Origin of the sequence: Microvirga sp., from assembly GCF_014699075.1 — a bacterium.
GTDB lineage: Bacteria > Pseudomonadota > Alphaproteobacteria > Rhizobiales > Beijerinckiaceae > Microvirga.
The window spans coordinates 1-17,870 of sequence record NZ_JACXAB010000080.1; the positions used below are offsets into that span (position 1 = coordinate 1).

A 17,870-nucleotide genomic window follows, 5' to 3' on the forward strand; every position below is an offset into this window, starting at 1 on the left:
TCTTCCTGCCCAGCTTCAATCCTCCTTCGGCTCATAAGCCATACTTCAGGGAGGATCACTTCGAAGGGGGCAGACCAGCGCACTGACGGCACGTTCTCACGGTCCGACTTTGTCTATGATCCGGAGCAGGACCACTACACCTGCCGGGGCGGCCAACGTCTGGTGCAGTACCGCCGCAACTTCACCAACCGGCGCTCAGGCGTCACCAAAGATGGCGTCCGGTTCTACCGGGCCAGGCAATCCGATTGTCAGAGATGTGACCTGAAGTCTCTCTGCTGTCCCAACACGCCCCGGCGTCGGATCCCGCGCGATGTGGCACGTGCTTTGGCGGGAACTCCGGCCTTCGAGCGCTCTCGTCATTCCCGCAAGAAGATCGAGATGCTGTTTGCCCACCTCAAACGCATCTTGAGACTGGCGCGTCTGAGACTGCGCGGGCCGAACGGTGCAAGGGACGAGTTCCTGCTAGCCGCTACGGCGCAGAACCTGAGACGGCTCGCCAAGCTGCGGCCCATGCCCACCTTTGCCGGGGTAGGAGCATGACGATGTGCCTCCAACCAGCCCGATCCCGGCTCTGGAGCCCAGACACTGGGCTGAACACGGCGATCCCGCAGCTCTGAAAAGCTTCCAACACACCGTCGGCGCTCCCGCTGGCCGACTAAATCAACGAAATCTGCCAAAACCCGACCTTCCGGTGAATCGGCGATTCTCTAGTCCGCAATTCGCTGGCCTGTCCGAGCATCGAAGATATGGAGCCTATCCGCGGGCAGGCTGTAGGCGATGTTGCTGCCGATCGGGTAGTCCGCTCGCTCAAGCACGAACGCCTTCAGAGTACGGTGAACCGTTCCGATATGGAGGATTGTCCCCAATCCCATCGGCTCCACCAACTCAACCTGACCCATCCGGCTGCCGGCATTCTGAATGGAGACCTGAACATCCTCGGGTCGGATGCCGACCTTTACGGCTTGGCCATCCCGACCTTGGATGCGAGCAAGCGCAGGAAGCTGCTCTTCCGATTCGAGTATGATGTGCCGGTTCTCTCCATCGCATCGTAGGATGCCATCAAGGATGTTGATTGCAGGTGAACCGATGAAGCTGGCCACGAACAGGTTCGTGGGGCGTTCGTAGAGATCGAGCGGCGTTCCCACCTGCTGGACGGCGCCCCCGTTCATGGCGACGATGCGGTCGGCGAGGGTCATGGCCTCCACTTGATCGTGGGTCACATAGATCGACGTCGTGCCGAGCTCTCGATGCAACTTTTTAATTTCCACGCGCATCTGTTCACGAAGACGCGCATCGAGATTAGACAGGGGCTCGTCAAAGAGAAACGCCTTTGGCTTGCGCACGATCGAGCGTCCCATGGCGACACGCTGGCGCTGCCCTCCCGACAGGGTGCGAGGCTTCCGATCGAGGAAGGACTCGAGCCCCAGCTTGGACGCGGCTGCGGATATGACATGAGACATGCGCTCACTGGGTGTTCCTCGAAGTTTGAGGCTGTAGCTCATGTTGTCCCGAACCGTCATGTGCGGATAAAGGGCATAGGACTGGAACACCATGGCAATGTCCCGGTCTTTGGGTGCCAACTCGTTTACAACCTTTCCGCCTATCAGGATGTCTCCGCGGGTGATCCCCTCCAGTCCTGCCACCATGCGTAGAAGTGTAGACTTGCCGCATCCTGATGGGCCGACGAGCACCACGAACTCCCCGTCCTGAATCGACAGGTCGACGTTGTGAAGAACGGGCACAGTCCCGTAAGACTTTCCGACACCTTGAATATCAATGGAAGCCATGATGCGAACCTTCAGCCTTTGACCGCCCCAGCCGTGAGGCCCTGGACAAGATACCGTTGAATGAGAAGGAAGAAGAGGCATGCGGGGATCAGGGCCAATACGCCTGCCGCCATCATCTGCCCGAAATCGACCGAGAACTTCGACACGAAGCTGAGCAGGCCTACCGGGAAGGTGCTGGCATCGGCCTTCGACACAAGCATGAGGGCGAAGAGCAGTTCGCTCCAGGCGGCGGTGAACACGAAGCCCAAGGTAGCGGCGACGCCTGGCAGCGTCAGCGGCAAAATGATCTGCCGGAATGCGCGGAAGCGCGAGGCACCGTCGATCATGGCGGCCTCCTCCAAATCTTTGGGAATGCCGTCGAAGAAGGACTGCATCAGAAAAGTCGCGAAGGGTACGTTGAAGGCTGTGTAGACGACCACGAGGCCCGTCAGGCTGTTGGTGAGCCCGAGTGGGGAGAAAAGCTTGAAGATTGGTGCAACCAACATGACGAGCGGGAACATCTGGGTGATGAGCATCAGCCCGACGAGCCACATCTTGCCGCGGAAGTCGAAGCGCGACATGGCGTAGCCGGAAAGAGCCGCGATCAGGGTCACCGTCACAGCCGTGCTGCCCGAGACAATCAGGCTGTTCTTGAAGAACAGGGGGAAGTCACTGTGGGCGAGCACAAAGGTGTAGTGCGCCAGGGACGAGCGCGATGGCCAGAGCCGGATGCCCTCGCTGTACAGGAGGTCGTTGGGCGTGATCGAGACCTTTAGCAGCCAGTAGAGAGGAAACAGCGCGAAGGCCACGTAGAAGGCAAGCAGCCCGTAGTGAAGGAACCAGTACGGCGTGCTGCGGGCGGAAGATGTCATCGAGTTCTCCTCATCGCCTCAGCAGGGACTGCCGCATTAGGATGATAGCGAAGGAATAAGCCATCAGCAGGACGAGGAGCACCATCGCGATCGCGGATGCATAGCCGAAGTCGAGCCGCCGGAAGGCTTGGGTGAAGATATAGCTCGAGACGATCTGGGTCTGATCGGCTGGTCCCCCATTTGTCATCACGATGATGAGATCCGCGAAATTTGCGATCCATACCGTTCGCAACATAACCGTGATCGCGATGGTCGGTGCCAAGAATGGGAGGGTAATGTCGATAAAGCGCCGCCAGGAGCCTGCGCCGTCGATGGCGGCAGCCTCATAGATATCCTGCGGAATCGACTGAAGAGCCGCCAGGAGCGTGATGGCGAAGAACGGAATTCCCCACCAGACATTGGCGATGATCGGACCCCAGATGGCGACATTGGGGTCGGACAAGATGTTTTCGGGGGCAGGCAGAATCCCGAGAGCCGCCATCCAATGCGGGAGCGGGCCAACAACCGGATTGAACAGCCAGGCCCAGTTGAGGCCCGACAAGAAGGTCGGAACAGCCCAGGGCAGAAAGACCAGCGCCTGCACGATGCCTCGTCCCGGAAAAGGATTGTTCAGCAGAAGCGCGAGGACAAGGCCAAGCGAGAACTGCAGTGCAACTGAAGCCAGGGTCCACACAAGCGTGTTCTTCATCGCCAGCCAGAAGGCCGCATCCATCCATAGATTGCGGAAATGCTCCAGCCCAACGAAGCCGCCGCTGAATGGGTTGATCAGCTGCATGTCCCTGAAGGCGTAGGACAATCCGATGATCAGCGGCACGAGCATGATAGTGGCGATCAGGATTACCGAGGGAGCGATATAGAGATAGGGCTCAAGGCCCGCCCTGAACCTGCGCAGGGGAGCACGCTGCTGGTCTGCAGCGTCCTCGTACAAGGGCATTGTGGACATGCGGCGCCTCTCGTGGTTCGAGCCGAATAGAACAGCGCGGCCTAGGGGCCGCGCCGCTTTCGATCTTACTTGCTCGATGCGAGGTGCTTCTTCTGCGCCTTGGTCATGTAGTCCGCCCATTGCGTGGCCATGTCCTTTGGAGCGAGCTGCCCTAACAGAGCCTGCTGGCTGGTCTTCACGGCCAGCGAGTCAGCAAAGAAGGCGAACTCCTGCAGATAGGTGGGCATGATCGTTGGCACGACGTTCTTGTCGGCGAGCTCCTCGAACCATCCCTTGAACTGCGGGCCGGAATAGAACGGGTCGCTCTCGGCTGACTTGTAGATCGGAAGGGCACCCGTCTTTTTGTTCCAGGCAATGTTGCCTTCAGGGCTGGCGAGTGCGGCGAGCAGCTTCCAGGACAGGTCCTTGTTCTTGCTGTTCGCGAACATGGACCAACCGGCATAGCCAAGCGTCGGGAAGGCCTTGCCCGCCGGACCCTTCGGGAAAGGCGCAACCCCATATTCCTCCGGTTTCATGCGCTCGGCGATGGCGATCAGCGCATCAGGATCCTGATCGAGCATGGCGCAGGTGCTGGAATAGAAGCCGGCTACGATCTCGTTGAAGCCCCAGTTGACGCTGTCCTTCGGCGCATAACCCTTCTTGTAGAGATCGGTGAGGTAGGCAAGACCCTTCACCCAGCCCTCATCCGCGAAGGTCGAGGTGCCATCCTGCTTGAAGAAGGAATTGTCGCCAGCCATCGTGGCGCCGAACATCACCCAGCCGTTCAGGCCTCCTGGACCACCGCGCAGGCAGTACCCGTACTTGCCGGGGATGGCCGAAACCTTCTTCGAGACCTCCTCGAACTCCGCCAGAGTCTTCGGAGGCTCCTTCACGCCGGCCTGCTCGAAGAGCTTGTTATTGTAGAACATCGCTCGCAGGTAGAAGCCGTAGGGTATGGTGTAGGCCGTGTTCTTGACGGTGCGGCCGACCTCCAGGGCTCTGTCGTTGAGCCCGGCGGTGTTCGGCCATGTCTTGAGGTAAGGCTCAAGGCTCTCCAGGGCGCCGTTGTTAGCATAGAGAGAAAGCCACCGGTCCGGCATCTCGACAACGTCGGGCGTGTCTCCGGCGGACACCATGGTGGCGAACTTCTCGAAGGCTTGGCCCCACGGCAGGGACGTAATCTCCACCTTCACACCGGGGTTGGCTTCCTCGAAGCTCTTCACGATGCTTTTGAGCGTTTCTGTCCGCTCCGGGCTGGTGATGACCTCGGTGAGCTTTAGGGTGGTCTGGGCAAGAGCGCTGCCGGCGAAGGTCGTGGCGAGCGCAGTAGCGAGCAGTAGGCGCTGGATCATGGTCTTCCCTCTGTCTTTGTCTTGTCTCAAACGTTTTCGACCGCTCCTGATGAAGGTTCGTCTAGCTCATCTTTGCCTCCCTCATGGCTTGGGAGAGATCCTCGAGCAGGGCTTCCTGGCCCTCCAGGCCCACATGGAGCCGCACGATCCTCTCGGAGACGCCGAAATCGATGGCCGAATTGGGGCCCGCCGCTTGAACACGCACCACCTGAGCGGGAACCATGAGGCTCTCGTGCCCGCCCCAGCTGACGCCGAGCTTGAAGAGCCGAAGCGCATCCGCGAACCTTGCAATGTTCACGCTGCCGTCGAACTCGAAGGAGAACAGGCCTGATGTACCTTGCAGGCCGTCCGGCAGTGTGTTGCTGAGGCCGGGATGATAGACCGCCACCACGTCCGGGCGCTCGGCGAGCTGGCGCGCCACGTGGAGCGCGGAGGCCTCGTGCGCTTTCATGCGAATTGGCAAAGTCCTCAGGCCGCGGAGCAGAAGCCATGCGTCGAACGGAGACAGCTTGCCACCGAAATAGGGATAGATGCGGGAGCGAATCTCGCTGATGAGCTTGCTTGAGCCCACAACGACGCCGGCAACCACGTCGCTGTGGCCCCCGATGTATTTCGATGCGGAATGGACCACCAGGTCGACTCCAAGTGTCAGCGGCTGCTGAAAGATTGGGCTCGCCCAGCTGTTGTCGATGATCGAAAGCACATCGTTGTCGTGGGCGATCTGCGCGAGCGCCGCCACATCGTGGACATGCATGAGCCAGCTCGTTGGGCTCTCCATGTAGATGAGCCGCGCGCCGGGCATGGCACGCCGCACCGCATCAAGGTCGCGACCGTCGACATATTCGACCATCACGTTCATGCGCTTGAGATAAGTCTGAAACAGACGATACGCGTCAGGATAGACGTGCTCCACGCACACGATCCGGTCGCCGGGCTGGACGAACGCGAGGACGGCGGACGAGATGGCCGCCATACCGCTGGCGAACCCTATCGCGTCCTCGCCGCATTCCAGAGCAGCCATCTTCTCCTCGAACAGACGGACTGTGGGATTGAGGCCGCGCGTATAGGTAGATCGCACCTTCTGCCCGCGATAGGTCTCCTCCATCTCGGCATAGGAGCCGAAGGTGAAGAGCGAGGTCTGCGCGATCGGCGGCACGACCGCCTCGTAGGCATGTTCCCCATCATGGGCAAGAATGGCCATGGCCCGTGCGAGGGTATCGGCGGAAGTGCTCATCTGATCATGTCCTGGATGTCCTCCTCGACGATGGCGAGGATCGAAAGCGTCTTGCTGCGGGCTGCGTCGGGATCCTTGGCCGCGATGGCCTCGAACAGCTCACGGTGAAAGGGGAAAGAACGGGCGGCGAAGTCCACCCGAACCCGCGACATCCCGAACAGGGTCTGCACGCTCTCGCGCATCTGCGACAGGAGCTGGTTGAAGACAGGATTGCCGCTGGCGTCATAGACCGACAAGTGAAAGGCCAAGTCCTCGGGACCAGCGCAGCCCTTTTCACGATGCACGGCTTCCATGATCAGGAGCCTGGATGCGATCCGCTCCAGATCGGATGCACTGGCCCGCACAGCCGCGAGCGCACTTGCCTCGACTTCCAGGCCACGGCGAACCTCCAGCATCTGGAGGAGCCCGTTCCGCCCACTGTCGACTGCGAGTGGAAGGTGCATCGTCTCCGGTGAAATCCGTCGCAGGAGGTAGGTACCGCTGCCTCTGCGGCTCTCGACGACTCCGAGGGCCTGCCAGTGGCGAATGACCTCACGAATAGTGGAGCGGCCAACCGACAGCTCGGCCATCAGCTCACGCTCCGGGGGCAGACAATCGCCAGGCTGGAGGTCGGAACGCCCGATATACTCGGCGACGGCCCGCATCGCACCGGACGTGACGCGGCGCGTCTGAGATCCCCACTCTGCTTCCACTGCGCCAAGCCTCCAACGTTCAACCGAACCCTGATCGCAAGTACTGCCAAAATTGGTCTGACAACTATGAGGCTGGATCAATCCGCAGACAGCGTCAAGGCATGCAAATCGGCGTCATCTAGGCATAACGTCCGGCACACGGCTTGACTTCGGACGACGGAGACCACACTTTTCAGTAAGTTCTGAAATTACAGGATTTCCAGTGAATCTCCCTCCCCTCGTCCAGACTTTCGTGCTCCACTTCGGCGAGATGGGCTCCCGCTGGGGCATCAACCGCACCGTCGGCCAGATCTATGCCCTCCTGTATCTTTCCAAGGAGCCGCTGAACGCCGAGGACATCGTCGAGCGCCTTGGCGTCTCCCGCTCCAACGTCAGCATGGGGCTCAAGGAGTTGCAGGCATGGAACCTGGTGCGCCTCCAGCACAGGCCTGGCGACCGGCGCGATTACTTTGGGACTCCCGATGACATATGGCAGATCGTCCGCACCCTCGTTGAGGAGCGCAAGAAGCGAGAGATCGACCCCACCATGACCCTCCTGCGCGAGGTGCTCATGCAGGAGCCCGCCAGCGCCGAGGAGCGCCATGCCCAGGAGCGCATGCGCGAGATGCACGACCTCTTCGAGCTGCTCACAGGCTGGTACGCCGACGTGCAGCGGCTCGACACCGAGCGCCTCGTCCAGCTCCTGACGCTGGGCTCGAAGGTGCAGAAGATCCTGGAGATGAAGGATCGTCTCTTCGTCGTGCCGGGCTCGAAGAAGAGCCGCCGGGACGATCCCAAGGACAAGTAGAAATGTTTGATCAGTTCGACGCGCTGCTGCTGGCGCGCTTCCAATTCGCGTTCACGGTCTCGTTCCACTTCATCTTCCCCGCGTTCTCGATCGGCTTGGCGAGCTACCTCGCCGTGCTGGAGGGGCTGTGGCTGTGGACCGGGCGCGAGGTCTATCTCAACCTGTTCAAGTACTGGCTCAAGATCTTCGCCCTGGCCTTTGCCATGGGCGTGGTCTCCGGCATCGTCATGTCCTACCAGTTCGGCACCAACTGGTCAGTGTTCTCCGACAAGGCCGGACCGATCATCGGCCCACTGATGGCCTACGAGGTCATGACCGCCTTCTTCCTGGAGGCGGGCTTCCTCGGCATCATGCTGTTCGGCATGGGGCGCGTCAGCCGCAAGCTGCACTTCGCGGCCACACTCGCCGTCGCCGTCGGCACCTTCATCTCCGCCTTCTGGATCCTGTCCGCCAATTCTTGGATGCAGACGCCGGTCGGCTACTCCGTCAATGAGGCCGGGCAGTTCGTGCCGGAGGACTGGTGGGCGATCATCTTCAACCCGTCCTTCCCCTACCGCCTCGTCCACACGGTGATGGCGGCCTACCTCACGACAGCCCTTGTCGTCGGCGGTGTCGGTGCCTGGCATCTCCTGCGAGAGCGTACCAACAGGGGCGCCCGGGTGATGTTCTCGATGGCTATGGGCATGGTGGCGGTCGTCGCCCCACTCCAGATCCTGGCCGGCGACATGCACGGCCTCAACACCCTGGAGCACCAGCCGGCCAAGGTAATGGCCATGGAAGGGCACTTCAGGAGCCATCCCGAGGGCGCACCCCTGATCCTGTTCGGCATTCCCGATCAGGAGGCCGGCACGGTACGCAACGCCATCGCAATCCCGAAGGCGTCCTCGCTCATCCTCAAGCACGACCTCAATGCGCCGCTGAAGGGGCTCGACACGGTCGATCGCGCCAACTGGCCCTACGTGCCGGTGGTGTTCTGGTCCTTCCGCATCATGGTGGGTCTGGGCTTCGCGATGTTGGGTCTTGGAGTGCTGAGCCTGTGGGCACGCTTCCGCAGTCGGCTCTACGACTGGCGTCCGCTGCACTGGCTGGCGCTCGCTATGGGTCCTGCGGGCTTCGTGGCCGTGATCGCCGGCTGGGTCACCACGGAGGTGGGGCGGCAGCCCTTCACCGTCTATGGTCTGCTCAGGACGGCGGCATCGGCCTCGCCGCTCGAAGCTCCAGCCGTGGCCGCCTCGCTGCTGACCTTCATTGTGGTCTACTTCATCGTGTTCGGCGCGGGCACCGGCTACATCCTCAAGCTCATGGGCAAGGCTCCTCACCCGGGCGAGACCGGACCCGAGGCGGGCCTAGACCATCCCATCCGCACCGCCGGTATCACCCCGGCACCCTCTGTCGATCCCGCCCGCACCCTGGGCGCGGAGGCTTGAACCATGATCCCTGTTTTTGATCTCCCGACTCTCTGGGCCTTCGTCATCGCTTTCGCCGTCTTCGCCTACGTGGTGATGGACGGCTTCGATCTCGGCATCGGCATCCTGTTCCCATTCTTCCAGCCGGGCCAGGAGCGGGACAGCGCCATGAACTCGGTTGCGCCGGTCTGGGACGGCAACGAGACTTGGCTGGTGCTCGGCGGCGGCGGACTGATGGCGGCCTTCCCGCTGGCCTATGCGATCATCCTGCCGGCCCTTTACGCCCCGATCATCGCCATGGTGTTGGCGCTGATCTTCCGCGGCGTCGCCTTCGAGTTCCGCTGGCGTGATCCCGGCCATCGCCGCTACTGGGATGTTGCCTTCACGACCGGATCCGCCGTGGCGACCCTGGCGCAGGGCATCACGCTCGGCGCCCTACTCCAGGGGATCGCCGTCGATGGCCGCTCCTACGCGGGCGGCTGGTGGGACTGGCTTACGCCGTTCAGCCTGCTGGTCGGGGTCAGCCTCATGGTGGGCTATGCTCTGCTCGGCGCGACCTGGCTCGTCATGAAGACCGAGGGCGCCGTCCAGAACCACAGCTACCGCCTCGCCGGCAAACTCGCCGTCGCACTCATCGGCTGCATCGGCCTGGTCAGCGCGGCGACGCCGTTCCTCAGCGGGGCCTACTACGCGCGCTGGTTCGCCTGGCCGCAGGTTCTGTTCACGGCACAGGTGCCGCTGCTGGTGGGCCTCTGCTCCGGGACGCTGCTGGTAAGCCTGGTGCGCCGCTGGGAGTACTGGCCGTTCCTGCTGACGCTGGGGCTGTTCGCCTTGTGCCTGCTCGGCTTGGGCGTCAGCATGTTTCCCCACGTCGTGCCGAACGCCGTCACTATCCACGAGGCTGCGGCGCCTGAGGCTAGCCTTCAGTTCATGCTGGTGGGCGCGAGCGTGCTGATCCCGATCATCCTCGCCTACACCGGGTACTCGTACTGGGTGTTCCGCGGCAAGACCGGACATGAGGGATATCACTGATGACCAACGCACTTGAACAGGGCTCCGCCCTCAGGCAATGGCTGTGGTTCGTTGGCCTGTGGGCCGCGGGCGTCGGCACGACGGGGGCAGTCAGCCTCGTCATCCGGTTCTGGCTGAAATAGCAGCAGCCACCTCACAATTTCGCGCCACATCACCTGGCGATTGCCGCCCAAAGGCTCATCCGTCCTTCACAGACGGAAGTCCGCGTCTTAGGGATGCAGACGCGCCCCCTTCGTGGCCTTGTCGATCTCCTTCTTCGGACCATGGAGCGCAAGCCCGACAAGATCCGGCACGTCAGCCGGCTCGGCACGAAAGACCGCACGGTTGGCGGCATCATGCCCGGTCTCAAACATGGCGCGGACATAGGCGCTGCGTGTGAGGTTGCGCTGGAGCGACTGCTGCCAAGCCCGCTGCAGAACCTCAGTCGACGCTGCAAAGATCAGGATCGGTTGGCCGAGCAGGCGCCCATGAAAGCGCCCCGCAGCGTCTTCGTAGGGCTGGCCCATGGCTTCGGGAACCGCCCCTGCAATGCCGGTTGCGAGAAAGGCCGTGACATTCAGCTTCTGCCACTCCGCCAGATCTTCGTGAACGAGAACCGCTACCTTCGTGTCGAACATCGATTGAATTCTCCCTGTGGATGCTGCCGGGAGAGTTATCCGACGGTGCCGTCCACGTCTGGAACGTTCGTGCGCCCCAGACGGTAGGCAGCCGGGGTGAGGCCGTAGGCGCGACGAAACCAGCGGCCGAGATGGCTCTGGTCGGAGAAGCCGCTGGCTATGGCCGCCTCCGCCGGTGGGACGGCGGACCGCAGCATCGCGCGGGCCTTTGTCAGCCGGATCTCGACAAGGCAGGCATGTGGCGAGGTGCCAAAGCGCCGGCGGAAGGTTCGCGACAGCTGAAACCGATCGGGTGCGCCGGTTGCGCGGGCAAGGTCATCAAGGCTGAACGGCTCGTCATAGTGGGCTTGGATGTAATCCATCGCCCGCTCTGCCACCGACGTCGCGGCGTCGGGCGTCGGGCGTCGACCGTCCCCCCTTCCGAGGTGATGGCGCAGCAGTTCCACCACCCGATCCCGTCCCGCATCAATGGCGAGGCGTGGGGCGCCGGAGATGATCGCACGGCAAGCCGCTGCAATGGCGTCGCCGAGCCGCCGGTCGTCGGCCAATGTCTTCCCGAACCCGATGTCGGCATCCAGGCCGCCCATCTCCTCGCGGAGCCAGGCTTGCGGCAGATAGAGCATGCTGTAGCGGAAGCCCTCTTCGTGCACGGCTTGTCCGTCGTGCCGCTCGCCAGGCTCGATCAGGATCACGCGTCCAGCAGTGCTCTGGCGCCGCTGCCCGCGGCAGAAGAAATCCTGGACGCCGGCATGGGTCACGCCGACCAGCCACTCGTCGTGATGGTGCATGTCATAGGCGTGGCCATGGAACTGCGCTGCCACGGCTTCAATCCCGCTGTGCCAGTCGCGCACAAGATGCACGAAATCATGACGAACAGGATCCCAGGTCTGCCGCTGGCCTTGAGAACCCTGAGATTGCGGAAAGCAAGTGCCGTTGTCGTCCAGTGGAAATCCGCCAGTCTCTTCAGTTTGCGACGCTGATCATAATCTCTGTGGGAGGCAGTCGCCATCAAGGCTCTACGGCTCTGTTGCATTAACTTCGTGAGGCACTAGCCAGAGCGTGTTTGTAGGCCTGATCACCTACCAGATCCTGTGGCTCCACAGGTTAATGCAACAGAGCCGGCGTTGCTGTTTCTGAGCTACATCGAATTCCAGATCGCAAGCCTTTAGGATTAAAGGCTCAGCCCGTATGCTCAGTTGTGGAGCAGCTGGAACGGTATAGCTTCAGTGATGTGGCTCTGGTTGGTCCGTGGAGTGGGTCACGACGCCCTGGTTGAGGTTCATGGAGGTGCCTCAGCCGGGGCGGCTTACTTTGTGTCTCAGCCGAAGATCTGATGGCCGATCAGGGCTGCAATCCCGAACGATGCTAGCGACAACGTCAGCCAGACTGGGCAATGATGTGTGCAATCCTCTGCGTCAAGGCGCGGATCGATCCTTAATTTCTCTTGCTTGCTCATGTCTGCTTTCAGGCTGGCCACGAGAACGGTTAACGTATCTTAATCATTTCTGACGCCACACATGATGTCAAAGCAGAGAGACTAAGACTTAGGGCTAGAGGAGTGTCGTTGTGCCGTGCGGGTAAGGATCAGGCCGCAGCGTCAGGTCATCCTGTGGCAGATCCGGGCGCGCCTTGCCTTGGCCGGGAACCCTTACCTCTGAGCCGGGGCCCTTCGCATCTGTGGCCTCAGCCTGGAGGCCGATCCCACCCAAATCCTGCAAAACCGCTCCGACCAGCCGACCTTGATCTTGGAGGTAGGCTCACGCCGTCCCGCTGAAGATGTCGCCGAGTATCCGGACATCGATCTGCGCTACAGCACGGCGACCGGGGACATGCACAGGGATGGGAGCCCTTACTGACCTGTCTATCGGCACCGCAATGTCGATTACCGCGTCGTTAGCGGACCTTCGTCCCACTTCTGCTCCATGTTATCAGGAGATCTTGCGCGTCCGAAGCCCTTCGCGTGCGATCATCATTTACTGAACAGCCCCGATGTGACCCTCACAAAGGGCAAACACGGGTTCAAAGATTGCTGTCGGGTTCGGCGGAAGGAGCGCACACAAGGTTGCATAGCCCATCTCAAAGCTCGGCCCGAACCGCCCGCACCAATGCCCCCCGTCTGTTTCACCCGTGTCACCCGGTAGCGCCCGGTCTGGATCGTGTGGTCTCGCACCCAGATCCACTTCCCTCGACGAACATCTGCACCCCGGCTGGCATCACCCGATAGGGCGCAGGGCGACAATCCCCGTCATTGCAGCAATTCGTTCCGGCTCTATCCCTCAGAGGCGCGTAAATGTCGTGGGCTTTGGTGGCCGGCTCATTTTCCAGCGTCTCGCCGCGACTACGTCCGCTCAGTAAGGCCTCTGAGACCCAGCATGCCACGGGCGTGCAGCGAAATTTCGGTCCAGTCGCCTCTTGCGTCGTGCAGCATACGACTGATCTACTGTTCAAGGAGTTGTGGCTGCGTCGGAACCTTGCTCCGCGGACCGGAGCGTGATCACGGTCAGCGACTTGATTGCTTCGGGTCAGGTGGCCCAGATCCCATATCACTTCAAACAGGGCTGCGAACATAGTCGAAAGGCCGAGCGCAGCCCATTTTCTTCTGGCGCGGCGGCACAGACCTCTAAATCGAGAATGCCTCCTTGAGATCAGGCTCAGGTAGGCCTAGGGCGAGGCTGGTAATCACGCCCACCACATAATCCGCCAGCATCCTCAGCTCCGCTTCTTGTCCCCGGGAAAAGGAGCGCGGCTTCATATCGATCAGGCACAGCGAACCGAGGCGCACCTCACCGTCATAGACAAGAGGCGCACCAGCCTAGAAGCGGATGAGAGGATCCCCTGTCACATAAGGATTGTTTTTGAACCGCTCGTCCCGCCGCGCATCGGGAACGACCAGCACCTCTGAGCTTAGAGTCGTATAGGTGCAAAACGCCACCTTGCGAGGCGTTTCAGTAACGTCGATCCCCTGCTTGGATACAACCAGCTGACGTTCCGCCTCAATGACGGTTACTAGGCAGATCGGAACATTGAAGTGCGACTGAGCGAATGCAGTGATCTTGTCGATCGTAGCATAGGGCAGGCGCCGTGCCACCTCGAGCAGCCTGATCGCCTCCAGGCGCCGGCTTTCGTTTGGATCAGGCGGGAAGTCCAGAAAGTTGAAGTTGGCAGATGCCATGAGCACGTTCCGAAGTTGCTTGGTTTTGTGGAGATTACCTGGACAGGTCAGCGCGCGTCCGAGCGCGTAAGCCCATTCACATGGCTATGCAGGACATCAGAGGCTTTGAACGTAATAGCGCGGCGTGGCTCGATGGGCACCTCGACACCGGTCCTGGGATTGCGGCCACCCGTTCAGCCTTGTCCCTTATAGTAAACACGCCAAAGCCGGAAAGCTTGACTGTTTCACCATCGACTAGGGCTGCGCTGATCTCACCCCAAACTTGCTCGACCAGGGTTGCCGCTTCGGGTCGTGGAAGCCCAGACCGATGATAGACAGCCTCAGCCAAGTCTGCTCGGGTTGCCGTCTTTCCGGCCATTCACACGTTCCTCTGTCGTGGAAGAAGCAGATTACGGGTTGCTCGGCGGCGAGGCATGTTTCTTCTCAAGCTGGTCCACAAGAGCTTGGAGCCGCTCCGGCAGTTCAGCCGCAAGAAGATCGTCGTACTGGCCTGTCAGGGAGTGGCCGAGGATGAAGGTCACCTGCTCCTGGGAGAAGTTGAGACTGTTGGGGATCTGCTTTGCCCACGAGTGATAGTTGCTCTGCTGCATGGCATCGTTCTCTTTGATGTCCCTGCATTGCCCCTGTTTACGTATGTGAAGGGCAACTCACCCTTTCGGGTTAGGTTTCACCGCAGCCGTGAATTGTTGCGGAACTAAATTCCTTAAAGGAGAGTCTTCCTAATAGGACCCCGCCGGGGTACCTCCGAGGGAGTAGCGAGATGAGTTCACGTGCAGATTCGAGTAGCCTTCGCCGCGGGGCTTCAGTGTTTAGCGCGGCAGTTCTCCTGACAACTTGTCTGACTTGGGATCCGGCCTTGTCCCGCGACCGCGGCGGCGACGGTGGGCGTTCGGGCGGTGTTGCCGCCGGAGCTGGCATGAGCGTCGGCGGCGACAACGGCATCTCGGTCGGGCTCGGCGCGAGTATTGGAGGGGACAGCGGCATCGGAGCTGGCCTGGGTGCAAGTGTCGGCGGGTCCGGCGGCGTCTCAGCTGGCGGCGGAGCTAACGCAGGTGGTTCGACCGGCGTGGCAGCCGGAGCGGGGGCTAATGTGGGCGGATCCAGCGGCGTCAGTGCCGGTGCGGGCGCCAATGTCGGCGGCTCCTCGGGCGTAAGCGCCGGTGGCGGTGCCAGCGTCGGCGGATCGGGCGGGGTCAATGCTGGACTTGGCGCGAGTGTCGGCGGTTCTGATGGCGTCACGGCTGGCGTGGGCACGAGCATCGGCGGTTCTAGTGGCGTCAGCGCTGGCGTTGGCGCCGGGATTGGCGGCTCCAACGGTGTCGACGTGGGCGTCGGGGTTGGTGTCGGCGGAGGTGGCGCCTCTGGTGGTGGCGGTATTGTTGGTGGCGGGGGCACTGGTGGTATTGGGGGTGGCGTCATTGGGGGCGGCACGGCCAATCCTTCGCGTCCGGGGGGCGGGCTCAACCCACCCGCCACCGGCGGCATCGGCCCGAACCGGCCGAACAATCCCCAGCAGGCCGAGCGTCTGCGGGCTGAAATCCGCAGCATGAGCGCGGATGAGCGCCTGAGATTGCGGCGCGGCTGCGCCACGGTATCTGCTTCGCCCGAGAGCTACGACGCCGACATGCAGGCCCTGTGCCGACTGATGAGCCGCATGTCCGCACGCTGATACCGGATGAAACTGAAGAAGGAGCGCGGTACCGATGGTCGCGCTCCTACATGTTTGCTGGCTGTCACATGCTCGCGTTGAGCGCGCGACCCCGATGATCTAGTCGGTGACGGAAGTTCAGCTCCGCGCGGCCGCAGCGCCTGTGCATGATGGCAAAGCCTTCACCCATGATCGTCTGTGGAGAGGCTGGCTACGCTCGCACGCACTGAGTCTGGTCGCTGCCTTCGACGAACAGGTCAAGCACATGCCCTGCGTCGTTCTTGATCGGCCGGTAAACAAAGTCAATCGGGTGTTCCGCAAGTGGGCCACCGGCTCTTGCCTGGAGCCGCACTGGCAGTATGCGTCCCACCTGGCCTCGATCACGGCAACCTTGATCTCAATCCCGCCATCGGCACCGCCTTGCTGAAGAACGTCACCAAGTATATCTGGAAGCTGGTGAAGGAGCGCTTCCCAAGGCTGGAAGAGGTCGAGCTTAAGCGCGGCATGGCCGGCTCCTCGGAAGGCTGTATCTACTGCGGCGAAGCCGCCGCGGCCCAAGAGTGCATCGCGGCCTAATGTACCATTAAGGCCCTTCGGATGGCTCGACCTCAGTCATGCCATCTCAGGCAGGCTTGCCCTTCATCCATTCTGCGATCCTATGCGGCTGTTTCCTTGTGGAACTCGGCTTTGAGTTTGGTGACCGCTCCCACGCAGGTGATCTAAAGACACAATCATACGTCCAGTTGAACGCGAACGCGTAGACGACATAGACCACCGCAAACACCACATCCATGACAAAGGCATGGACAAGGCTGATGCCGAGATACCATGCCAGGAGGGGCGTCAGCATAGCCAAGAGCCCGGCCTCAAACAGGACAGCCTGCAAGATGCGCATGAGGATGCTCTTCTCAGTTCCGCCCCTCAGATGCTGCAGGATGGTGTCGAAAGCTACGTTGTAGACGTACGTCCACACCGTTGCGATGATGGCGCAGGCAATCCTGACCACTGTGATGTCGGCTACCGGCAGGTCAAAGGCCCACGCGGCGAGCGGGGACACCAGAGCAAGGCCGCCGAGCTCAAAGCTGATGGCGTGACGGATGCGATCCCAAGCCAGGCGCATGATTGAAAATCCTCAAGCCAGAAGGTTGAGCTAAGCCTTTTGAATGCGGCAGGTCCAAGCAGCTCAGGTCCGCTCGAGGGCGGTGCACTCCTGCAGGAACTCGCCCTTAAGAGCAGCATCGCTGGCCATCTCGCCCCAGTAGTAGGTGTTCACCATGCGGCTGCGGTGGCTGGCGCGCACGCCGCGCTGGGTCTTGCACATGTGTACGGCGCTAATCCGCACGGCCAGTCCACGGGGAGCTGTCATGTCCATGACGTACTGCCCGATCTGCTTGACCAGTTCTTCCTGGATCTGCAGGCGCGAGGCAAAGTACTCCACGATTCGATCATATTTGGACAAGCCGATGATCTTGCCGTCGGCTGCTGGCAGGATGCCGATGTAAGCTTGGCCGTAGATCGGCATCATGTGGTGGGCGCACATGGAACGCAGCTCAATCGGCCCGTTGATGATCAACTGATCGTAGGCCTGAGCGTTGTCGAACTCGGTGATCTTGGGCGGGGCGGTGAACCGGCCTTCTAGGAGTTCCTCAACATACATCTTGGCGACGCGCTGAGGCGTCTCACGGGTGTTGTGGTCGTTCTGGTGATCGATGCGCAGGATATCGAATAACTCTTCCAGCTTCCGGGCGGCCGCCGCGGTCATCGCCTTACGCTCAGCCTCGGTCAGCGGCTGGTCGAGAGCTTCGTTGCACAGGCGAGCGAGATTCAGATCACGCGAATGGAAGTTCATCATGGCCCCTGCGGATTTGTTCTGTGGTTAGTTTGAATGGCCGACGAGGTGATTGGCCAGAAGGGCGAGCGTCAGTCCGGCTAAGATCAGGGCCAGTATTAGGGTGATCCGGCTTACCTTTTCGTGACGCGCCAGCCGGGCATCGATGGCTTTCAGGCTCCGTTGCTTCGCCTGGTCATGCCTCGCCTTGTCAGTATCGTCGTACGCTTTCATCTATGCCCCCAAAGATGAAATTCTTATCTCAGATGCTCTACCAGCCTTATGCAGTTATGGGAAGATCCTCCGCACAATGCGCGTCAAATTGCGCGTAACGGGTCGTCTGGATCGTATAGTCGAATGAAGGAACTGATCAGAGAAGGTCCGCATCGGGCCACGCAGTGACGATTCCTTACGCACCTGTAACGTCTGCTGCTCCATGCTTGAGCGGGCGTTCGGCGTACTTCCGCCTCGTGCCATGTGTGGACGGCTCCCCGTTGGCAAGGGATTTGTTTGACGCTTCTGCCAGGCTGGTCGGTGCGGCC

General features: G+C 61.3%; 20 protein-coding genes and 1 pseudogene. 7 read left to right on the forward strand and 14 right to left on the reverse strand.

Annotated elements, in window-relative coordinates:
* On the forward strand, window positions 1-540 hold a 540-nt coding region (locus IC232_RS30435; RefSeq protein WP_210335553.1), incomplete at its 5' end, for a transposase.
* Between the two features lie 167 nt (window positions 541-707).
* Here IC232_RS30435 and IC232_RS30440 read toward each other — a convergent pair.
* From IC232_RS30440 to IC232_RS30465, 6 genes are all read right to left on the reverse strand, one after another.
* Complete coding sequence (locus tag IC232_RS30440) at window positions 708-1,787, reverse strand: ABC transporter ATP-binding protein (protein WP_190848682.1); 1,080 nt, start codon at window positions 1,785-1,787, stop codon at window positions 708-710.
* 11 nt (window positions 1,788-1,798) lie between these two features.
* Window positions 1,799-2,638 carry a carbohydrate ABC transporter permease gene (locus tag IC232_RS30445; RefSeq protein WP_190848683.1) on the reverse strand — a complete coding sequence of 280 codons (840 nt, stop codon included), beginning with the start codon at window positions 2,636-2,638 and terminating at the stop codon, window positions 1,799-1,801.
* 10 nt (window positions 2,639-2,648) lie between these two features.
* The gene (locus IC232_RS30450; RefSeq protein ID WP_409564995.1) at window positions 2,649-3,572 is read right to left on the reverse strand and encodes a carbohydrate ABC transporter permease; all 924 of its coding nucleotides are present in this window, start codon (window positions 3,570-3,572) and stop codon (window positions 2,649-2,651) included.
* A 74-nt stretch (window positions 3,573-3,646) separates the two neighbouring features.
* On the reverse strand, window positions 3,647-4,912 hold the full coding sequence (locus IC232_RS30455) for an ABC transporter substrate-binding protein (RefSeq protein WP_210335554.1): 1,266 nt from the start codon (window positions 4,910-4,912) through the stop codon (window positions 3,647-3,649).
* A 61-nt stretch (window positions 4,913-4,973) separates the two neighbouring features.
* The gene (locus tag IC232_RS30460; protein ID WP_190848685.1) at window positions 4,974-6,146 is read right to left on the reverse strand and encodes a PLP-dependent transferase; all 1,173 of its coding nucleotides are present in this window, start codon (window positions 6,144-6,146) and stop codon (window positions 4,974-4,976) included.
* Window positions 6,143-6,790, reverse strand: coding sequence for a FadR/GntR family transcriptional regulator (locus IC232_RS30465; RefSeq protein ID WP_190848699.1), 648 nt, complete (start codon window positions 6,788-6,790; stop codon window positions 6,143-6,145). Before IC232_RS30465 ends, IC232_RS30460 begins: the two co-directional genes overlap by 4 nt.
* Window positions 6,791-7,040: 250 nt before the next feature.
* On the opposite strand from IC232_RS30465, the gene IC232_RS30470 reads away from it, so the two are divergent.
* The 4 genes from IC232_RS30470 to IC232_RS30485 are packed head-to-tail and all read left to right on the forward strand — an operon-like array spanning window position 7,041 to window position 10,185.
* A complete protein-coding gene (locus tag IC232_RS30470) occupies window positions 7,041-7,625 on the forward strand; it encodes a GbsR/MarR family transcriptional regulator (RefSeq protein ID WP_190848686.1) in 585 nt (194 codons plus the stop codon).
* A 2-nt stretch (window positions 7,626-7,627) separates the two neighbouring features.
* Window positions 7,628-9,052: a cytochrome ubiquinol oxidase subunit I gene (locus tag IC232_RS30475; protein WP_190848687.1), complete on the forward strand. Its 1,425-nt coding sequence runs from the start codon at window positions 7,628-7,630 to the stop codon at window positions 9,050-9,052.
* 3 nt (window positions 9,053-9,055) lie between these two features.
* The gene (cydB, locus tag IC232_RS30480; protein ID WP_190848688.1) at window positions 9,056-10,063 is read left to right on the forward strand and encodes a cytochrome d ubiquinol oxidase subunit II; all 1,008 of its coding nucleotides are present in this window, start codon (window positions 9,056-9,058) and stop codon (window positions 10,061-10,063) included.
* On the forward strand, window positions 10,063-10,185 hold the full coding sequence (locus tag IC232_RS30485; RefSeq protein WP_190848689.1) for a DUF2474 domain-containing protein: 123 nt from the start codon (window positions 10,063-10,065) through the stop codon (window positions 10,183-10,185). The genes cydB and IC232_RS30485 overlap by 1 nt, the downstream gene beginning before the upstream one ends.
* 87 nt (window positions 10,186-10,272) lie before the next feature.
* On the opposite strand, the gene IC232_RS30490 is transcribed toward IC232_RS30485, so the two are convergent.
* The 5 genes and pseudogenes from IC232_RS30490 to IC232_RS30510 all read right to left on the reverse strand — a co-directional run bounded on the left by IC232_RS30490 (window position 10,273) and on the right by IC232_RS30510 (window position 14,442).
* Window positions 10,273-10,680, reverse strand: coding sequence for a DUF2000 domain-containing protein (locus IC232_RS30490; protein ID WP_190848690.1), 408 nt, complete (start codon window positions 10,678-10,680; stop codon window positions 10,273-10,275).
* A 35-nt stretch (window positions 10,681-10,715) separates the two neighbouring features.
* Window positions 10,716-11,501 carry an AraC family transcriptional regulator gene (locus IC232_RS30495; protein ID WP_312895265.1) on the reverse strand — a complete coding sequence of 262 codons (786 nt, stop codon included), beginning with the start codon at window positions 11,499-11,501 and terminating at the stop codon, window positions 10,716-10,718.
* Between the two features lie 1,991 nt (window positions 11,502-13,492).
* Window positions 13,493-13,852, reverse strand: a complete 360-nt coding sequence (locus tag IC232_RS30500) for a hypothetical protein (RefSeq protein WP_190848691.1) — start codon at window positions 13,850-13,852, stop codon at window positions 13,493-13,495.
* Window positions 13,853-13,899: 47 nt separating this feature from the next.
* A pseudogene (locus IC232_RS30505) lies at window positions 13,900-14,210 on the reverse strand (integration host factor subunit alpha).
* Between the two features lie 31 nt (window positions 14,211-14,241).
* Entirely contained in the window at window positions 14,242-14,442 is a 201-nt protein-coding gene (locus IC232_RS30510; protein WP_190848692.1) for a hypothetical protein, read from the reverse strand.
* Between the two features lie 266 nt (window positions 14,443-14,708).
* Between IC232_RS30510 and IC232_RS30515 the strand changes: the two genes are divergently transcribed.
* Both IC232_RS30515 and IC232_RS30520 read left to right on the forward strand, forming a co-directional pair.
* Complete coding sequence (locus tag IC232_RS30515; protein ID WP_190848693.1) at window positions 14,709-15,521, forward strand: hypothetical protein; 813 nt, start codon at window positions 14,709-14,711, stop codon at window positions 15,519-15,521.
* A 300-nt stretch (window positions 15,522-15,821) separates the two neighbouring features.
* A complete protein-coding gene (locus IC232_RS30520) occupies window positions 15,822-16,076 on the forward strand; it encodes a hypothetical protein (protein ID WP_190848694.1) in 255 nt (84 codons plus the stop codon).
* A gap of 46 nt (window positions 16,077-16,122) precedes the next feature.
* Here IC232_RS30520 and IC232_RS30525 read toward each other — a convergent pair whose 3' ends face one another.
* From IC232_RS30525 to IC232_RS30535, 3 genes are all read right to left on the reverse strand, one after another.
* Window positions 16,123-16,620 (reverse strand): PACE efflux transporter, encoded by a 498-nt coding sequence (locus tag IC232_RS30525; RefSeq protein WP_190848695.1) that lies wholly within the window; start codon window positions 16,618-16,620, stop codon window positions 16,123-16,125.
* Between the two features lie 63 nt (window positions 16,621-16,683).
* The gene (gene folE, locus IC232_RS30530; protein WP_190848696.1) at window positions 16,684-17,352 is read right to left on the reverse strand and encodes a GTP cyclohydrolase I; all 669 of its coding nucleotides are present in this window, start codon (window positions 17,350-17,352) and stop codon (window positions 16,684-16,686) included.
* A 24-nt stretch (window positions 17,353-17,376) separates the two neighbouring features.
* The gene (locus tag IC232_RS30535; RefSeq protein ID WP_190848697.1) at window positions 17,377-17,562 is read right to left on the reverse strand and encodes a hypothetical protein; all 186 of its coding nucleotides are present in this window, start codon (window positions 17,560-17,562) and stop codon (window positions 17,377-17,379) included.
* Between the last annotated feature and the right edge of the window lie 308 nt (window positions 17,563-17,870).

Coding starts and splice junctions, on each gene's coding strand:
- IC232_RS30440 (WP_190848682.1), bottom strand. CDS start 1,787: ATGGCTTCCATTGATATTCAAGGTGTCGGAAAGTCTTACGGGACTGTG.
- IC232_RS30445 (WP_190848683.1), bottom strand. CDS start 2,638: ATGACATCTTCCGCCCGCAGCACGCCGTACTGGTTCCTTCACTACGGG.
- IC232_RS30450 (WP_409564995.1), bottom strand. CDS start 3,572: ATGCCCTTGTACGAGGACGCTGCAGACCAGCAGCGTGCTCCCCTGCGC.
- IC232_RS30455 (WP_210335554.1), bottom strand. CDS start 4,912: ATGATCCAGCGCCTACTGCTCGCTACTGCGCTCGCCACGACCTTCGCC.
- IC232_RS30460 (WP_190848685.1), bottom strand. CDS start 6,146: ATGAGCACTTCCGCCGATACCCTCGCACGGGCCATGGCCATTCTTGCC.
- IC232_RS30465 (WP_190848699.1), bottom strand. CDS start 6,790: ATGCGGGCCGTCGCCGAGTATATCGGGCGTTCCGACCTCCAGCCTGGC.
- IC232_RS30475 (WP_190848687.1), top strand. CDS start 7,628: ATGTTTGATCAGTTCGACGCGCTGCTGCTGGCGCGCTTCCAATTCGCG.
- cydB (WP_190848688.1), top strand. CDS start 9,056: ATGATCCCTGTTTTTGATCTCCCGACTCTCTGGGCCTTCGTCATCGCT.
- IC232_RS30485 (WP_190848689.1), top strand. CDS start 10,063: ATGACCAACGCACTTGAACAGGGCTCCGCCCTCAGGCAATGGCTGTGG.
- IC232_RS30490 (WP_190848690.1), bottom strand. CDS start 10,680: ATGTTCGACACGAAGGTAGCGGTTCTCGTTCACGAAGATCTGGCGGAG.
- IC232_RS30500 (WP_190848691.1), bottom strand. CDS start 13,852: ATGGCATCTGCCAACTTCAACTTTCTGGACTTCCCGCCTGATCCAAAC.
- IC232_RS30510 (WP_190848692.1), bottom strand. CDS start 14,442: ATGCAGCAGAGCAACTATCACTCGTGGGCAAAGCAGATCCCCAACAGT.
- IC232_RS30525 (WP_190848695.1), bottom strand. CDS start 16,620: ATGCGCCTGGCTTGGGATCGCATCCGTCACGCCATCAGCTTTGAGCTC.
- folE (WP_190848696.1), bottom strand. CDS start 17,352: ATGATGAACTTCCATTCGCGTGATCTGAATCTCGCTCGCCTGTGCAAC.
- IC232_RS30535 (WP_190848697.1), bottom strand. CDS start 17,562: ATGAAAGCGTACGACGATACTGACAAGGCGAGGCATGACCAGGCGAAG.